The 15,721-nt window shown below is 42.0% G+C and carries 13 protein-coding genes; 6 read left to right on the top strand and 7 right to left on the bottom strand.

Annotated features, from left to right (window positions below; all coding sequences use genetic code 11):
• Positions 1-884 precede the first annotated feature (884 nt).
• Both F0145_RS19460 and F0145_RS19455 read right to left on the bottom strand, forming a co-directional pair.
• Complete coding sequence (locus F0145_RS19460; protein ID WP_150091075.1) at positions 885-2,477, bottom strand: hypothetical protein; 1,593 nt, start codon at positions 2,475-2,477, stop codon at positions 885-887.
• A 353-nt stretch (positions 2,478-2,830) separates the two neighbouring features.
• Complete coding sequence (locus F0145_RS19455; RefSeq protein ID WP_150091073.1) at positions 2,831-4,618, bottom strand: DUF885 domain-containing protein; 1,788 nt, start codon at positions 4,616-4,618, stop codon at positions 2,831-2,833.
• 682 nt (positions 4,619-5,300) lie between these two features.
• Between F0145_RS19455 and lptB the strand changes: the two genes are divergently transcribed.
• From lptB to F0145_RS19435, 4 genes are all read left to right on the top strand, one after another.
• On the top strand, positions 5,301-6,032 hold the full coding sequence (gene lptB, locus F0145_RS19450; RefSeq protein WP_150091071.1) for an LPS export ABC transporter ATP-binding protein: 732 nt from the start codon (positions 5,301-5,303) through the stop codon (positions 6,030-6,032).
• Positions 6,033-6,080: 48 nt separating this feature from the next.
• Positions 6,081-6,461: a four helix bundle protein gene (locus tag F0145_RS19445; RefSeq protein WP_150091069.1), complete on the top strand. Its 381-nt coding sequence runs from the start codon at positions 6,081-6,083 to the stop codon at positions 6,459-6,461.
• Between the two features lie 71 nt (positions 6,462-6,532).
• On the top strand, positions 6,533-8,011 hold the full coding sequence (locus F0145_RS19440; protein ID WP_150091085.1) for a GH3 auxin-responsive promoter family protein: 1,479 nt from the start codon (positions 6,533-6,535) through the stop codon (positions 8,009-8,011).
• A gap of 96 nt (positions 8,012-8,107) precedes the next feature.
• The gene (locus F0145_RS19435; RefSeq protein WP_150091067.1) at positions 8,108-8,494 is read left to right on the top strand and encodes a hypothetical protein; all 387 of its coding nucleotides are present in this window, start codon (positions 8,108-8,110) and stop codon (positions 8,492-8,494) included.
• Positions 8,495-8,576: 82 nt separating this feature from the next.
• Here F0145_RS19435 and F0145_RS19430 read toward each other — a convergent pair whose 3' ends face one another.
• The 3 genes from F0145_RS19430 to gltX all read right to left on the bottom strand — a co-directional run bounded on the left by F0145_RS19430 (position 8,577) and on the right by gltX (position 11,467).
• A complete protein-coding gene (locus tag F0145_RS19430) occupies positions 8,577-9,341 on the bottom strand; it encodes a TIGR00266 family protein (protein ID WP_150091065.1) in 765 nt (254 codons plus the stop codon).
• A gap of 88 nt (positions 9,342-9,429) precedes the next feature.
• Positions 9,430-9,732 (bottom strand): hypothetical protein, encoded by a 303-nt coding sequence (locus F0145_RS19425; RefSeq protein ID WP_150091063.1) that lies wholly within the window; start codon positions 9,730-9,732, stop codon positions 9,430-9,432.
• A 193-nt stretch (positions 9,733-9,925) separates the two neighbouring features.
• Positions 9,926-11,467, bottom strand: coding sequence for a glutamate--tRNA ligase (gltX, locus tag F0145_RS19420; RefSeq protein WP_150091061.1), 1,542 nt, complete (start codon positions 11,465-11,467; stop codon positions 9,926-9,928).
• 190 nt (positions 11,468-11,657) lie between these two features.
• Here gltX and F0145_RS19415 point away from each other — a divergent pair, with 190 nt between their 5' ends.
• Positions 11,658-12,647 (top strand): YihY/virulence factor BrkB family protein, encoded by a 990-nt coding sequence (locus F0145_RS19415; protein ID WP_150091058.1) that lies wholly within the window; start codon positions 11,658-11,660, stop codon positions 12,645-12,647.
• Between the two features lie 37 nt (positions 12,648-12,684).
• On the opposite strand, the gene F0145_RS19410 is transcribed toward F0145_RS19415, so the two are convergent.
• Positions 12,685-13,068 carry a RidA family protein gene (locus F0145_RS19410; RefSeq protein ID WP_150091056.1) on the bottom strand — a complete coding sequence of 128 codons (384 nt, stop codon included), beginning with the start codon at positions 13,066-13,068 and terminating at the stop codon, positions 12,685-12,687.
• A gap of 45 nt (positions 13,069-13,113) precedes the next feature.
• Here F0145_RS19410 and F0145_RS19405 point away from each other — a divergent pair, with 45 nt between their 5' ends.
• Positions 13,114-13,791, top strand: coding sequence for a 3-hydroxyacyl-CoA dehydrogenase family protein (locus F0145_RS19405; protein WP_150091054.1), 678 nt, complete (start codon positions 13,114-13,116; stop codon positions 13,789-13,791).
• 74 nt (positions 13,792-13,865) lie between these two features.
• Here the strand turns inward: F0145_RS19405 and glmS are convergent, their stop codons facing one another.
• Positions 13,866-15,701, bottom strand: a complete 1,836-nt coding sequence (gene glmS / locus F0145_RS19400; RefSeq protein ID WP_150091052.1) for a glutamine--fructose-6-phosphate transaminase (isomerizing) — start codon at positions 15,699-15,701, stop codon at positions 13,866-13,868.
• Positions 15,702-15,721 lie beyond the last annotated feature (20 nt).

Genomic DNA, 15,721 nt, shown 5'->3' with positions numbered 1-15,721 from the left:
ACAGCAGATTAGATATTATAACAGGCTATAAACATCCTGCCATCTATAAGCTACTTCAGCTTAGTAGGTAAATAAATGGGCGTTTAGAGCGGGTCTTCAACTTGCATAATAGAATAGCAAAGCAGATAAGTGCACAATTATAAAAGTGAAAACCTATTCGTTTGCGGGCCTTATAATTTATAAAAGCTCACAGCGTTGCTTCCTAATATTTTCTCCCGCTCCGCTTGCGTTAGCTGCCTTACAGAAGTTAGGAAAACGTATATAAGCCGCCGAAATAATTTAACTAGGCTGATGCAGGATATTTATAAAAGCATAATCAACGGCTTTTAGCCCCCAGGCTCATGCCCGCTTATCCAATAACTGCCAGAATATTTTAACATTACAAAGCCTGCTTTGGTGTTATTAAAGTAAAACTATTTGGGAATGACTTGGAGCGGGTGCGTTATAGCCACACTAATTATTCCTGTATATATGTTTATATTATACAGAACATGATTTTCTTAGAGTAAAAGTTATACCATTATCAAATGAATACTGCGCTTATAAATAAAACGAAGGCTGTACTTCCCATCGCGGTCATTCCGGAGGAATCTTATTAGCAGTTAGCCAATAAGATTCTTTCAGAATGACCGCAGTGAGTGGGTATTTGTTTGCTATTATTCTATTGTTTTTAAAGCGCAATTCATGTTTAATATCAGTATTAATTCACACTTACAAAATGAAGAAATCTGCCATTAAACAAGGAGAAATAAACAATATCTCAATCCATATCTGATTAGAAGCTGAGTAAATGGAAATGTATACTGGTTCTTAGTTGCTTGTTGGAACTAAAAAGAAGAACTCTAAAGTAGAGAGTTCAATTATCTTATGTCTAGCAACTACAATTAAATTTCTGGATTAAAATCTTTAAAGGTTTTAGAAATATTATCGTTGGTAGCTTTATTCTTGTTTTGCCAACCTGAATCTAATTCTAAAGCAACAAGCCCTCTTAAATTGAGAACGGCTACAAAATCATCTATATCCTTGATAAATTCAGGTTTACGACGAGAAGATTTCAAGGCATATTTACGGGCAAATATATCACCCTTAGTTTGTAGCTCATTTCTTTTCTCTATTATATAATTAAGGCGTTCTACTAAATCTTTGGTTGAACGGCCAATTACTTCCGTAGCTTCTAAGGTTCCAATGGTCATAACCAGAGTACCACCTATGGTTGTAATTTTCTTGGTTGTAGCTGGTACCTCAATTACTACCGGCGAAATACCGGTTGCAGCACCTAATGTAGCACTAGTAAGCGAACGGCCCTTTTTACCTTTTCGCGCCCTATTATACTTTCGTTTTAAATCTTTTTCAGCTTGTTTTAATTGTTCCATCAAGTCCCAGGCCCTTACCAGGGAAGAACGGTATTCGTTGAACAATTTCAAATCACTTTCGGCCTCATTTACCGCATTGATAATAGAGAGCGACACAGTTCGTTCCTCCCTTTTATTTGATTTATCAATTACAAAGAAAGTAATATTAAAAGTGACAGAATCTTTTGGGTCTTTTACAAAGTCGTAGCCCGGCTTCCAGATGAATTCATACTGAGAAGGGGTATTTTTTACCAAAGCATTCGAAGGAACAGTGGTGTTCTCAGAAAGAAAACTGAAGGAAGCAATATCCGCCTCGCCATTGGGGTCGTGTAACTGAAATTTAAGGTTAATGGTTGCATCCTCTTTGTAGCTAAATCTTTTTTTAGAAGGAATAAGCTGCATACTAGGCGGAAGGTCTTGTTGCGTTACTTCAATCCGGAACTGACCCTTTGTGCGGGCTTTAGCCGGCTGATCTTCTACATAAAACTCTAATACAATAGGATTGCTACGCAGGCGATTAAACTGAGTAATAGATGGTTTCCAGGTAAATTCACCCTGACCCGAAAGTTTGGCGCCCTCTGGTAAACTGCTTACAATAGGAACAATAATAGTTGGATCATTATCATCATCCTTAATAGCGGCAGATTCAATATTATAGGTGTTCTGGGTATTATATTGCACATAAAATGGCTTAAGCTCTCCCACTTGTGGCGGACGGTTAACATGCTCTACTTTAATCGCAACAACCTGGCTAACCCTTTCGCCTTTATCATTACGGGCTTCAAACTGCAACTGCACCGTTCTATCCTTAATTAACCGATCTACAAAATCAAAATTAGGAGTCCAGGAAAAATGGCCCAAAGTATCAAACTTAATGCCTTCTATAGCTCCTTGGGTAAGCGCAAAATTATACCGGCTGCCCGAACCACCCGTAGCGGTTACTTCAAAATCCAGGCTTTTACCTTCCTGTATAACATTCCAGCCAGGCTGCGTTGGAAAAATTAATTTAATAGCAGAGGCTTGATTAGAGGCTACAGCAGGAGCAGATTCAGGAGAACCCTGTTGGGCAAATAGTTGGGTGAAAAATAATAAAGCAGCAGATAGAAGAAAAATACGCTTATTCATGAAAGGTATTAATATGAAAATAAATCTGAACCAGCATTAAAGGTAAGCAAGACACCGAAGTTAACCAAAGCCGATGCCCTACAATTATGCTGTTAGAACAAATAGCTTGCCTAAAATGTATATAACTGAGGGTTAAACCTTAACTATATGTAATTTTTGATAAAACAAATATTTTATAATTGTGGAATAAATAGAAAAAGCAATATTAGTTTTATCAAAGATTAATACCGGCAATATTAGGCAATAGCTTAGTTAACACGAATATTCCTTTTCCCGAAGATTAATCGGTTCTAACTAATTGCTAAAATATTGATTTACAGAAACATTTATTTTTCAGAAGAAAGACTTAAATTTTAATTAGTGGATTTATGTTGCTTCTTTAACCAATTATTCAGCTTAGTTTCTAAAACGGCTAAGGGCATACCGCCATCTTTTAATATTTCGTCGTGAAAAGAACTTATATTAAACGCACTACCTAAAGATTTTTCGGCGGTTTGCCGGAGTTCTCTTATTTTAAGTTCGCCGGTTTTGTAGCTTAGTGCCTGACCCGGAATAGCCATGTAACGTTCTATTTCGGCTATAATAGCATCTTCGCTTAAAGCTTCGTTTTCTAATGAATATTGAATAGCCTGCTCGCGCGACCAGCCTTTTGCGTGCATACCGGTATCTACTACCAGGCGTACCGCCCGGTGCATTTCGCCGCCTAAGCGCCCAAAATATTGGTAAGGATCGGTGTAAAGTCCCAACTCTTTCCCCAGGCTTTCAGTATAAAGTGCCCAGCCTTCACCGTAAGCGCCGTACCAACCAAAACGCCGGAATTTAGGTAAAGCCTCGTTTTCGAATTGCAACGAATTCTGGTAATGATGACCCGGAATAGCTTCGTGCAGAAATAAAGATTCCATCCGGCTGCTGTTATATTTTTTAGGATCGAGAATGGGAACGTAAAATATTCCGGGTCGGGAACCATCGGGTGCAGGCGGAGTATATTCGGCGCTGGCCGATGCCTCACGAAATTCCTCGGTTTGCCGCACTTCAAATTTAGATTTAGGTACCTGCCCAAATAATTTTTTTAACTGGGGTTCCATACGCTTATGAATAGCCTGGTACCCATTCAGCACGTCTTCGTCGGTTTGGTAAGGCATAAACTTATGGTCTGTTTTTACATACTCAAAAAAAGCTTTCAGGTCGCCTTTAAACCCAACCTGGGTTTTAATATTTTCCATTTCGGCCCGAATGCGTTTTACTTCCTGCTGACCAATCTGGAATATTTCTTCGGGCGTTTTATTAGTAGTCGTCCAAAAGCGAACGAGAAGATTATAATATTCTTTTCCCTGCGGCACAGCTGCAATGCCGGTGGTAGTACGGGATTTTGGTAAATATTCGGTCTGCAGAAAGTCGTGCATTTTTTTATAAGCCGGTACTAGTTTCTCCATAATGGCGAGACTATAAGCTTCGGTTAGCCGGTCTTGCTCGGCCGCCGGAAAATCTTTGGGCATATTCCGAATGGGGTCGTAAAAAATACTTTTCTGTGGGTCGGTAACAATTAATGCGGCAAACTGCGGCAATATTTTTTGGGTAAGTGGCTTTGGCAACACCATGCCGCTGGCCATACCCCGCCGCATATTGGCAATAGCGGTATCGGCCCACACCTGAAAGCCATTAATACGGCCCAAAAAATTATCGTAATCTTTTACAGTTTTAAAAGGCTGAATACTGGCGCCGGAACCTAACTGCCCCATGGAAAGCGGCAAACTCCAGAATTGGTTTACCGGAAGCAAGTGGTCGTTAAATTTTAAGCCTTCCAGTGCTGTTTTCATGTCGAGTTTAAAGATAGCGTAGCTGAGTTTTTCCTGCTCGTTTAGGGCAGCGGTATCTATTTGCCCCAACTGATCTAAGTATTTTTGGTACATACGCCGCACTTTAGCCCGATGCGCTTCGCTAATATCGTTTGGAAGCTGGTCGTTATAGCGGTTGTCGGCGATAGCGGTAGCTTCGAGCGGAAATAAAACCAACCGCTCTTCGTAGTAATTATCCAGTACGCTGCTTAGTTTTTGCTCGGCGGCCGTAGCAGATTCTTTGCCAGATTGGTTGCAGCCTAAAAGCATTAGCGAGGCCAGCAAAATGCAGATGGTATTTTTCATAGCAGCTATATTTTAGGAGATAATATAACAAAAAATAATTTATTGCGAATAAATGCCCGGCCGGATTGCGGTAAGTAGTAACGCCGATTATGGGCGTAAATTCCAAAAATATTAGCTAAAGCTATGGGTATATAGTGTTTTGTTAATAAACAAAGTTAAATAAATACCCAAAAGTAGGTATTGTGATAAAAGCGTATTAACCCCAAATTTGTAAAACAATAATTAAAGTACGAACTACCCGAAGGCATAAATAAGGCACAATCATAAAATATTCAGGGCAGTATCTTACAAATTTTAGTAGAAGCATAAATATTAAAAAACAATAAATATTAAAATATTCATTGCGAAGAAGCAACCCTTAGTAAATGACATATCTTCCTTAAAGTTATATTTTTCAAAATGTCTGGCTCTCTTCCCTGGAGTTAAGCCGTAATATTAAGGATGCTGTGTTTGTAAGTGGGTGAAAAGCCGGAGCTTTAAGTTTCGGCTTTTATTTTTAATCTATTCTTCCTAAAAAACACTACAAAGCATAATTCTGCGTTTTGCTGGTAATTACACCATTTACCTGTTGTAAAATTTATCCGTTGTAAAATCTGGTGGCAAATTAACCAAGAACCGGGTAAACCGGTTAAAGATAGGAGCGGTTTGTTCAATCCCGGTTAAATTGTGTAATTTTGAGCTAATGAAACTTAAAGCGGAACACTTATTCAAAAAATACAAATCGCGCACCGTAGTAAACGATGTGTCGGTGGAAGTAAATCAAGGCGAAATAGTAGGGTTGCTGGGGCCGAACGGTGCCGGAAAAACTACTTCTTTTTATATGATTGTGGGCCTGGTAAAACCTAATTCGGGTAAAATATACCTTGAAAGTGAAGAAATAACCACCTTGCCCATGTATCGCCGGGCCAAGAAAGGCGTTGGTTATCTGGCCCAGGAAGCATCGGTGTTCCGCGACTTAACCGTAGAAGAAAATATTATGGCCGTACTCGAAATGACCGACCGGCCCAAGCAAGAGCAACGCGAAAAAGTTGAAGCCTTGCTAGAAGAGTTTTCGCTGACACACGTTCGTAAAAACAAAGGGGTGGTGCTCTCGGGTGGCGAGCGCCGCCGTACCGAAATTGCCCGCGCCTTGGCCGTAGATCCCAAATTTGTGCTCCTAGACGAACCTTTTGCCGGCGTAGACCCCATTGCGGTAGAAGAAATTCAGAGCATTGTGGCCAAGCTGAAAACCAAAAATATTGGCATCCTCATTACCGATCACAACGTAAACGAAACGCTTTCTATCGTTGACCGGGCCTATCTGTTGTTTGAAGGTAAAATCTTAAAGTCAGGCACTGCCGAAGAACTAGCCGCCGACGAGCAAGTGCGCCGCGTTTACCTGGGCAAGCACTTTGAGCTGAAGCGGAAGATATAATTGCTGGTTGCTAGTTGTTGATTGTTGATGAGTTATCGTTAAAAGAATATGTCAGAAAAGAAGCACTTGCAGCTGAATGATATTGAAGCCTACAAGATAGCTTTTAACTTGAGTAATTACTTGTGGCAAATAATTCAGAATTGTTCGAATTTTAGCCGCGATACTATTGGAAAGCAATTCATGCGCGCGGCTGATAGTATTTCTGCAAATTTGGCGGAGGGCTTTGGCCGATACAGCAAGAAAGATAAAATCAACTTTTATAGATACGCGCGCGGATCTGTTTATGAATGTTTAGATTGGAATGAAAAATGTAGAGTGCGAGGCATATTATCGACAGAGGAATACAATTATATATTTTCAGTTCTTAATAAATTGCCTAAACTAATAAATACGTTAATTAAGGTAACCAATAACAATCTTAGTTTATAGCAGTCAACAATCATCAATTAACAATCAACAAATAAGCTTTGGAAATAATTAATTCAATCATGACGTGGGTCATGAAAAAGCGCATACACCAGATAGAACTTTTTCGGAAATACCCGCACGATGTTCAGAGCGAATTATTTACCAACCTGCTGCAAACTGCTAAAAATACCGATTGGGGTAAAAAATACGGCTACGACGAAATATCCTCCCCGGAGCAGTTCCGGCAACGCGTACCTATCTCCGCGTACGAAGATCTTTATCCCGAAATAGAGCGCACCATGAAAGGCGAAGCCAACGTGTTGTGGCCGGGCACTGTTACCTGGTTTGCCAAATCATCGGGAACAACTAATGCGCGCAGCAAATATATACCGGTTACCAAAGAGGCGCTGGAAGATTGCCATTACAAAGGCGGTAAAGATATGCTAAGCATTTACGCCAATTTAAACCCCGATACTAAATTATTTAACGGAAAGATGCTCTCTATTGGGGGAAGCCTGCACCCAAACGAATTTAATACCAACAGCCAGGTAGGCGACGTATCGGCGGTAATTATGCAAAACCTGCCTATTTGGGCCGAAATGGCTCGTACCCCGCCCTTAAAAATTGCTTTAATGGATAAGTGGGAAGAGAAAATTGAAGCCATGGCCGAAGCGGCTATTCCGGAAAATGTAACCGGAATGTCGGGTGTACCTACCTGGACCTTTGTGCTGCTGAACCGGATTCTGGAAATTACGGGTAAACAAAATATTGCCGAAGTTTGGCCAAACCTAGAGCTTTTTGCGCACGGGGCCGTTGCTTTTGGCCCTTATCGCCAGCTTTTCGCCGATATTATTCCGTTGGATAAAATGCACTACCTCGAAATATATAATGCGTCGGAAGGATTTTTTGGGATACAGGACCAAGCTGGTACCCACGACGAAATGCTGTTGATGCTGGATTATGGGGTATATTACGAATTTATTCCGGCCGATCAGTTTGAGGCAGAGCAGCCCAAAACCATTAGCTTAGGTGAGGTAGAATTAAATAAAAACTACGCTTTGGTAATATCTACCAACGCAGGCTTGTGGCGCTACAAAATTGGCGATACCATTAAATTTACCAACCTAGAACCTTACCGCATTAAAATATCGGGCCGTACCAAACATTATATTAATGCTTTTGGCGAAGAAGTTATAATTGAAAATGCCGAAGCAGCCATTATTAAAGCCTGTGAGCATACCGGGGCTATTGTGGCTAATTTTACGGCCGCGCCGGTTTATTTTGAAGGCCGCAACCGGGGTGGCCACGAGTGGGTAATTGAGTTTAAACGCCAACCCAACGATTTGCAACAATTTACTTTTAAACTAGACCAAACCCTGCGACATATTAACTCGGACTACGATGCCAAGCGGCAGAACGATTTGGCTTTAAAGGCACCTTTGGTGCGGGTAGCACCCGAAGGTACTTTTTACCGGTGGCTTAGCCAGAAAGGCAAACTAGGGGGCCAACACAAAGTACCGCGCTTATCTAACTCCCGCGAACACCTGGAAGAAATTCTAAAACTTCTGTAATAGAAAAAGTTAGGCTCGCCAGCCGCAATAATTTTTATTAGTGGTGCTGCAACGAAAATAAGAGTAGCAGGGTCATAGAATTAAAAAAGAAGTTTTATGAAAAGATTATTTCTAGTGGCATTCGCAATAAGCATAATGGCTTTTTCTTGTGAAAAAGAAGAAGGTAATTTTGAGCCATTAAGCAATATTTGTTCGGTAAAGAACCCAGTGGAAGAATTAGGTTGGTTAAAGGAGGAGATTCAAAGCCGGGAACGAACCGATTCTGAAATTTATAAATACTTTTACATTTTACAGGCAGAGTATAACCAACAAACAGTTTTTATATACGATAACTGCTGCCCCATGTGTAGTTCCGTTACTCCGGTTTATAACTGTCAGGGCAAGCTGTTGTTTTACTTAAGCAATAAGCCAGAAGAAAGCAAACGTATCAAAAATGCCAAGATCATTTGGAAACCCAACAATTTTGCTTGCCCTGAAAAGTAAAAATTACGCTGCTGCTATAAATATTAAAAGAGGCGCCTGCATTTAAATGCAGGCGCCTCTTTTAATATTTTAAGTTATAAAATTACTCTAGAAAGCTGCTCAGCAAGCCACCTTCTTTATTCGCATTCTGGCCGTTCGGCATTAAAGCTTGTATCAGTTTCTTCACCGGCATAGATTGCAGCCAAACCCGGCCCGAACCGCTTAAAGTAGCTAACAACAAGCCTTCACCGCCAAATATCATCGATTTTAAACCTCCAGCCCGCTGAATATCAAAATCAATTCCGCTTTCAAAAGCAACTACGCAGCCCGTATCTACCCGTAAGGTTTCGTTATTCAGGCGTTTTTCTACTACGGTGCCGCCGGCGTGCACAAAAGCCAGGCCATCGCCGGTGAGGCGTTGCAGAATAAAACCTTCGCCGCCAAAAAAGCCAGCACCCAGTTTCCGGTTAAAATGAATAGCAATTTTAGTACCCAGCGCCGCCGCTAAAAAACCATCTTTCTGCACAATCAGTCCGGCGGGTATCTGGCTTAAATCTACGGGCATAATGGTGCCGGGGTAAGGTGCCGAAAAAGCAACCCGGCTTTTAATATTGCGGCCGCGGTGAGTAAAGTGCGTCATAAATAAAGATTCGCCGGTAAGCAGGCGCGAGCCCGCCGAAAATATTTTGCCTAAAAAGCCTTGCTCCGGTTCGGAGCCATCGCCCATTTTGGTTTCAAAAGTAATGCCGTCTTCCATGTACACCATAGCGCCGGCTTCGGCTATAACCGTTTCGTTTTGGTCTAATTCTACTTCCAGCACCTGGATGTCGTTGCCCATAATGCGGTAATCTATTTCGTGCGAGCGCATAGTTTTATTTCTTGGTTTATCGGGTTATCAGATATAAAGCAATAATAATTACTTTTTACCTGCTTAGCCAACGGCGGGGCAATAATATTTATTTCTTACCTCTGGCTTTAGGCGGCAAATCTTCATCGTCGTCGTTGGCCGGGCCTTTAAAAATATCTTCCTCGTTGTCTTCGTTTTCGTCGGATTCCTGCAGCGGGAATTCCTCATCTTCGTCGTCGGGGCCTTTGTTCACCAGCTTTTTATCGTACACGTTTTTATCTAAAAATTTATTTATTTGGTCGATATCGTAATTAGAAGTAATTTCTCCCAGCGGATTTATTTTTATTTCGAAGCCTTCGAGGTCTTTGTGCACCCGCGCTTTCTTTTCGGTTGTTTTCTTCTTCTTTGCCATTGTTTTACCTGGTTAAAAATTCATCTGATTTTGGAAAAACTAATTGCCACTAATCAGTATGGTTCTAAAACGAAAAAACCTGCTTCACGGATGAAGCAGGTTTTATTTTAATTAAATATCGGAGCGTTCCGGAATTGCTAATTAATTCCTGCGCCCGCATTAGAAAGAACTAAAAATTAAAGACTGGTTGCTTTTAGCTTAAAATATAGGTTTGTAGTTTTTCGGTAGCCGTTTCTATTCGTTTGGCCGTTTCGTCGGGACCAATAATTTCAATAATCGCCATTAAATCAGGACCTGCCTCTAAACCAGTTAGGGCTAAGCGTAAAGCTTGCATCACCTGCCCGATTTTCATGTTGTGCTGCTCCAGCGTTTGCAACAACAAGGCTTTAATATTATCGGCGGTATATTCCTGAATATTGGGTAACTGGTTTTTAAAATCTTCGAATACCGCAACGGCGGCATTATTCCATTTTTTTTCGGCTACCTTCTCGTTGTAAGTTTCGGGCGCAACAAAGAAATAAGCGGCTTCGCGCCAGAAATCCTGCGGAAAGGTAACCCGCTCTTTCATAACACTGGCAATTTTTACAGCTTTTTCTTCGGAACACGCAATATTATGCTCGGCTAAAGCGGCTGATAAATATTGGGCTAATTCGGTATCGGGCTTGGCGCGTAAATATTGCTCGTTGTACCAGCGGGCTTTGTTTATATCGAAACGGGTACCGGATTTACCAATGCGCTCAATCGAGAAAGCTTCGGCCAGTTCGTCCATCGAGAATATTTCCTGGTGGGTACCGGGGTTCCAGCCTAAAAACGCGAGAAAGTTTACAAAAGCCTCCGGCAAATAGCCGCTCTCGCGGTAGCCACTCGATTTTTCGTTGGTAAATGGGTCGTACCATTCTAGCGGAAATACTGGGAAGCCTAATTTATCGCCGTCGCGTTTGCTTAATTTGCCGTTGCCGTCGGGTTTCAACAGCAGTGGTAAGTGGGCAAATTCCGGCATGGTGCTTTCCCAACCCAGGTAGCGGTACAGTAACACGTGCAGCGGCGCCGATGGCAACCATTCTTCGCCCCGGATTACGTGCGTAATATCCATTAAATGGTCGTCTACAATATTTGCCAGGTGGTAAGTAGGCATCCCATCCGATTTCATCAGCACTTTATCATCTATAGAAGACGAGTGTACCAATACCCAACCGCGGATTAAATCTTTCAGACGAATTTCTTCTTTACGCGGTACTTTTAACCGGATAACGTAAGGTGTACCACTTTCCAGAAGTTCTTTTACTTCGTCTTCGGGTAAGGTAAGCGAATTGCGCATGGTGTTGCGCGTAATGGCATTATATTGCGGCGTGGCTACTTTGGCGGCTTTTAAGCGCTCGCGCATGGCATCCAGTTCTTCGGCGGTATCGAAAGCGTAATAGGCGTGGCCGTCGTTAACCAGTTTCAGGGCATAGTCCATGTACATGGGTTTGCGCTCCGATTGGCGGTAAGGCGCGTGCGGGCCGCCGTGGACCGGGCTTTCATCCAGCTTAATGCCGCACCATTCCAACGACTGAAATATATAATTTTCGGCACCGGGTACAAAGCGGTTTTGGTCGGTGTCTTCGATGCGCAGCAGCATTTTGCCGCCCATTTTTTTCGCAAATAAATAATTATACAAAGCGGTACGCACACCGCCAATATGTAAAGGCCCGGTAGGGCTGGGAGCAAATCGTACTCTTACTTCTCTTTCCATGTCAAAATAATACTGACGCTAGTCAGGTCGTTTAAAAATTGGTGCAAAGGTACACAATCTATTGCTCATTTTTATTCATTTAGATTACATGCCTTAATCGAACAGAATTTTACAAACCAGATATAGCAATAGGATTATAGCACCAATTTAAGTAAATACGTATCAGGTATTTAAATAGGTTAATTTTATCATGCCCACACAATCAAACCGGCCTGTTATACGGCTGTTGCCCAGAATTGGGAAAGGCTCCTGGGTTTTACTCCGCGATACCTGGTACGAATTTTTAGACGACAATGCTTTTGATAAAGGCGCGGCTCTGGCGTACTATACCATTTTTGCTTTACCACCTATTCTGATTATTATTATTAATACCATTGGCTGGGTATTTGGCGAAGATGCCGTTAGCGGTGAAATTTATTTTCAGATTAAAGGCTTAATCGGCTCAGAGGGCGCTTTAGAGGTGCAGCGCATGGTCGAGAATATTAGCAAGTCTAATGAGCTGACTTTTTCGACGGTGGTGGGTTTGGTAACTTTAATGTTGAGTGCTACCGGTATGTTTATATCTATGCAAAGTTCGTTAAACGTAATTTGGGGGGTAAAGCCCAAACCCAAACGCGAGTACCTGAAATTGGTGAAAGACCGTTTACTTTCTTTTGCCATGATTTTGAGTATTACTTTTCTGCTGCTGGTTTCGCTGGTGGTGCACGCCTTGTTGGCCAAAATTGGTGACTATTTATTTCGCTTTCTGGGTGAAACAGCGGCCATTCTGATTCAGATGTTTAATACAATGTTTTCGCTGGCGGTGGTAACTTTTCTGTTTGCCGCTATTTTTAAGTTTTTGCCCGATGCTAAAATTCGTTGGCGTGATGTGTGGGTGGGCTCTATTGTTACTGCTTTGCTCTTTGGGTTAGGCAAATATTTAATTGGTTTGTATTTAGGCAACAGTAGCATTGCCAGTGTATATGGCGCTGCCGGTACCGTAATTGTTATTCTGGTTTGGGTATTTTACTCGTCGCAAATATTATTTTTTGGCTCTATTTTCACACTAATTTATTGCCGTAAGTTTGGTTCTAATATTTATCCGTTGCCATACGCGGTGCGGGTAATTAGGCAAGAAGTAGAAGCCGGCAAAACAGCCGTAAACAAAGAGCCTGAACAGTTAGAGAAAAGACAACAGTAGCAATATTTAAGTTTATATTGCTACTGCCGGTTATTAACTACGCCACAACGGCAATACACGAAATTTCTACGTTTACATCTTTGGGCAGGCGACTTACTTCCACGGTTTCGCGGGCCGGTGAGTTTTGGCCAAAATAGCTGCCATACACGTCGTTAATAGCGGCGAAATTATTCAGGTCTTTTACAAAAATGGTGCACTTAACCACTTGGTCAAAGCTCAAGCCGGCTTCCTGTAGAATGGCCTGTAAGTTTTTCATTACCTGGTGCGTTTCGGTTTGAATATTTTCCTGCACCAATTGACCGGAAGCTGGATCTAAAGCAATTTGGCCGGAAACATACAAAACACCATTGGCCAAAACGGCCTGGCTATACGGCCCGATAGGAGCCGGCGCATTAGTAGAATTGATTACAGTATTAGGCATAGGAATAATTTTTATCTTTAATTTAAGGCCTAAATGTACAGGAAAATGCAGATAGTTATTGTAGCCCCGCCCGAAATTAAACCTGAATTTGAGTTGAAATTTACCGCAACCCATGACTATATTTTTGTAACAGACTACAACCAAATCCGGAATAATTTAAAAGAAGCAGAAGTTGTATTTGATTTTTTCCTGGCCGATAACCCGGATAGGTTGCGTTTGTACCAGGACCGGGAAGGGCTAATTATTTTCTGCCAAGCTGTTACTGCTTCGCTGGCGCAACTGGCGTATAATGCCCAAACGAAATTAGCCTGTACGCTAATTGGGTTTAACGGCTGGCCTACTTTCCTGAACCGGGCTTACCTGGAAGTTACTTTGCTAAAAGAAGCAGATAAACCAGTTTTACAAGAGGTTTGTGCGCAACTAAGTACCGAATATTTGCTAGTAGAGGATCGGGTGGGAATGGTTACCCCGCGGGTATTGGCCATGCTCATAAACGAAGCTTTTTACACCCTGCAGGAGAACACGGCTACAGCTACCGATATTGATTTAGCGATGAAATTAGGCACGAATTACCCGTACGGCCCTTTTGAATGGACTGAAAAAGTAGGGATTAAAAATATTTATAAGTTATTGGACGCTTTATACACCGATACCCGGGATGAGCGCTATAAAATTTGTCCGTTGCTTAAAAAAAAATATTTGCAGGAAGCTATTGGGGAATAAAAAAGGGAAGCTTAGTAGCTTCCCTTTTTATTTATACACAAACGTAATACTTAAAACGTATTACCTCAAACGTTTTACTCTACCGTTACCGATTTGGCTAAGTTACGCGGCTGGTCTACGTTGCAGCCCCGCATTACGGCAATGTGGTAAGAAAGTAACTGCAACGGAATAACCGATACCAATGGCGTCAGGATTTCGCTGGTTTCGGGAACTTCAATTACGTATTCTGCCATAGCCGGAATTACCTGGTCGCCTTCGGTTACAATGGCAATAATGCGGCCTTTACGGGCTTTTACTTCCTGAATATTCGATACAATTTTTTCGTAAGAACTATCGCGGGTAGCAATTACTACTACCGGCATGTTCTCATCAATCAAAGCAATCGGACCGTGTTTCATTTCTGCCGCCGGGTAACCTTCGGCGTGGATATAAGAAATTTCTTTCAGCTTTAAAGCACCTTCCAGTGCCACCGGGAAGTTATAGCCGCGGCCTAAGTACAAGCAATTAGGCGCATCTTTAAACTCTTCCGAAATCTCTACAATTTTATCGTTCAGTTCGAGCGCTTTTTCTACTTTGGCCGGAATATTTTCCAGCTCAATCATTAATTGGCGTAGTTTGCTGTCTTCGATGGTGCCGCGTTTGCTGCCAATCATCATGGCCAATAAGGTAAGGGCAGTAACCTGGGCCGTGAAAGCTTTGGTACTGGCCACCCCAATTTCCGGACCCGCGTGGGTATAAGCGCCGGCATCAGAAGCGCGGGCAATAGAAGAACCTACTACGTTACAAATACCGAAAATAGTAGCGCCTTTAGATTTAGCCAGTTCAATTGCCGCTAAAGTATCGGCGGTTTCGCCTGACTGGGAAATAGCAATTACAATATCGCCTTCTTTAATAATAGGGTTGCGGTACCGGAACTCCGAAGCATATTCTACTTCTACCGGAATGCGGGCTAAATCTTCAATCAAATATTCGGCTACCAAACCCGCGTGCCACGAGGTGCCGCAAGCCACAATAATAATGCGTTTGGCTTTTACAAATTTCTTTTCGAACTCCAGAAAACCGCCTAGTACTAAGTGGTTGCTGGCGGCCACTAACCGGCCCCGCATACTATCATGAATAGAACGTGGCTGCTCGAATATTTCTTTCAGCATAAAATGTTCGTAGCCACCTTTTTCAATGGAATCCAGTTCTATTTGCAAAGTTTGGATGTAAGGCGTAGTCGGAACATCTTCGCGGGTTTTAATATTGAGTTTACCGTCTTTAATAACAACAATTTCGTAGTCGTTTACATAAACTACCTCGTTGGTATACTCAATAATGGGGGTAGCATCCGAAGCCAGGAAAAACTCGTCTTTGCCCACACCAATTACTAGCGGGCTACCTTTGCGAGCAGCTATTAATTGGTTAGGCTCTTCCTTAGAAAGTACCACAATGGCATAGGCACCTACTACTTCGTGCAATGCTAACCGCACAGCTTCTTCCAGGGTACAGTTATTCTCGTTCTGGATATCCTCAATCAGGTTTATAAATACCTCGGTATCGGTATCGCTGTAAAAAGTAAAGCCTTTAGATTGTAATAAGGTTTTTAAAGAAGCGTAGTTTTCGATAATACCATTATGAATAATGGCAATGCGCCCGGAACTGGAATAATGCGGGTGCGCATTAGAATCATTAGGTTCACCGTGGGTAGCCCAACGGGTATGGCCCATACCAATATGGCTATGGGTATCTTTATCGCCTATAAACGCTTGTAAGTCGCTTACTTTGCCTTTCTTCTTGTAAACATTTAAGTCACCGTTTAAAAGTGCAACACCGGCACTGTCGTAGCCCCGGTATTCTAAACGTTTTAAACCTTTAATAATAATTGGGCATGCTTCTCTATGCCCAATGTATGCTACAATTCCGCACATAATAAATTTGTTAAAGGAAA

This window comes from Adhaeribacter rhizoryzae (assembly GCF_008629685.1).
GTDB lineage: Bacteria > Bacteroidota > Bacteroidia > Cytophagales > Hymenobacteraceae > Adhaeribacter > Adhaeribacter rhizoryzae.
This window is presented reverse-complemented; position numbering and strand designations above follow the sequence as displayed.

Bases quoted from the DNA above. Each gene is read 5' to 3' on its own strand.
- F0145_RS19460 (WP_150091075.1), bottom strand. From the start codon at position 2,477: ATGAATAAGCGTATTTTTCTTCTATCTGCTGCTTTATTATTTTTCACC.
- F0145_RS19455 (WP_150091073.1), bottom strand. From the start codon at position 4,618: ATGAAAAATACCATCTGCATTTTGCTGGCCTCGCTAATGCTTTTAGGC.
- lptB (WP_150091071.1), top strand. From the start codon at position 5,301: ATGAAACTTAAAGCGGAACACTTATTCAAAAAATACAAATCGCGCACC.
- F0145_RS19445 (WP_150091069.1), top strand. From the start codon at position 6,081: ATGTCAGAAAAGAAGCACTTGCAGCTGAATGATATTGAAGCCTACAAG.
- F0145_RS19440 (WP_150091085.1), top strand. From the start codon at position 6,533: ATGAAAAAGCGCATACACCAGATAGAACTTTTTCGGAAATACCCGCAC.
- F0145_RS19435 (WP_150091067.1), top strand. From the start codon at position 8,108: ATGAAAAGATTATTTCTAGTGGCATTCGCAATAAGCATAATGGCTTTT.
- F0145_RS19430 (WP_150091065.1), bottom strand. From the start codon at position 9,341: ATGCGCTCGCACGAAATAGATTACCGCATTATGGGCAACGACATCCAG.
- F0145_RS19425 (WP_150091063.1), bottom strand. From the start codon at position 9,732: ATGGCAAAGAAGAAGAAAACAACCGAAAAGAAAGCGCGGGTGCACAAA.
- gltX (WP_150091061.1), bottom strand. From the start codon at position 11,467: ATGGAAAGAGAAGTAAGAGTACGATTTGCTCCCAGCCCTACCGGGCCT.
- F0145_RS19415 (WP_150091058.1), top strand. From the start codon at position 11,658: ATGCCCACACAATCAAACCGGCCTGTTATACGGCTGTTGCCCAGAATT.
- F0145_RS19410 (WP_150091056.1), bottom strand. From the start codon at position 13,068: ATGCCTAATACTGTAATCAATTCTACTAATGCGCCGGCTCCTATCGGG.
- F0145_RS19405 (WP_150091054.1), top strand. From the start codon at position 13,114: ATGCAGATAGTTATTGTAGCCCCGCCCGAAATTAAACCTGAATTTGAG.
- glmS (WP_150091052.1), bottom strand. From the start codon at position 15,701: ATGTGCGGAATTGTAGCATACATTGGGCATAGAGAAGCATGCCCAATT.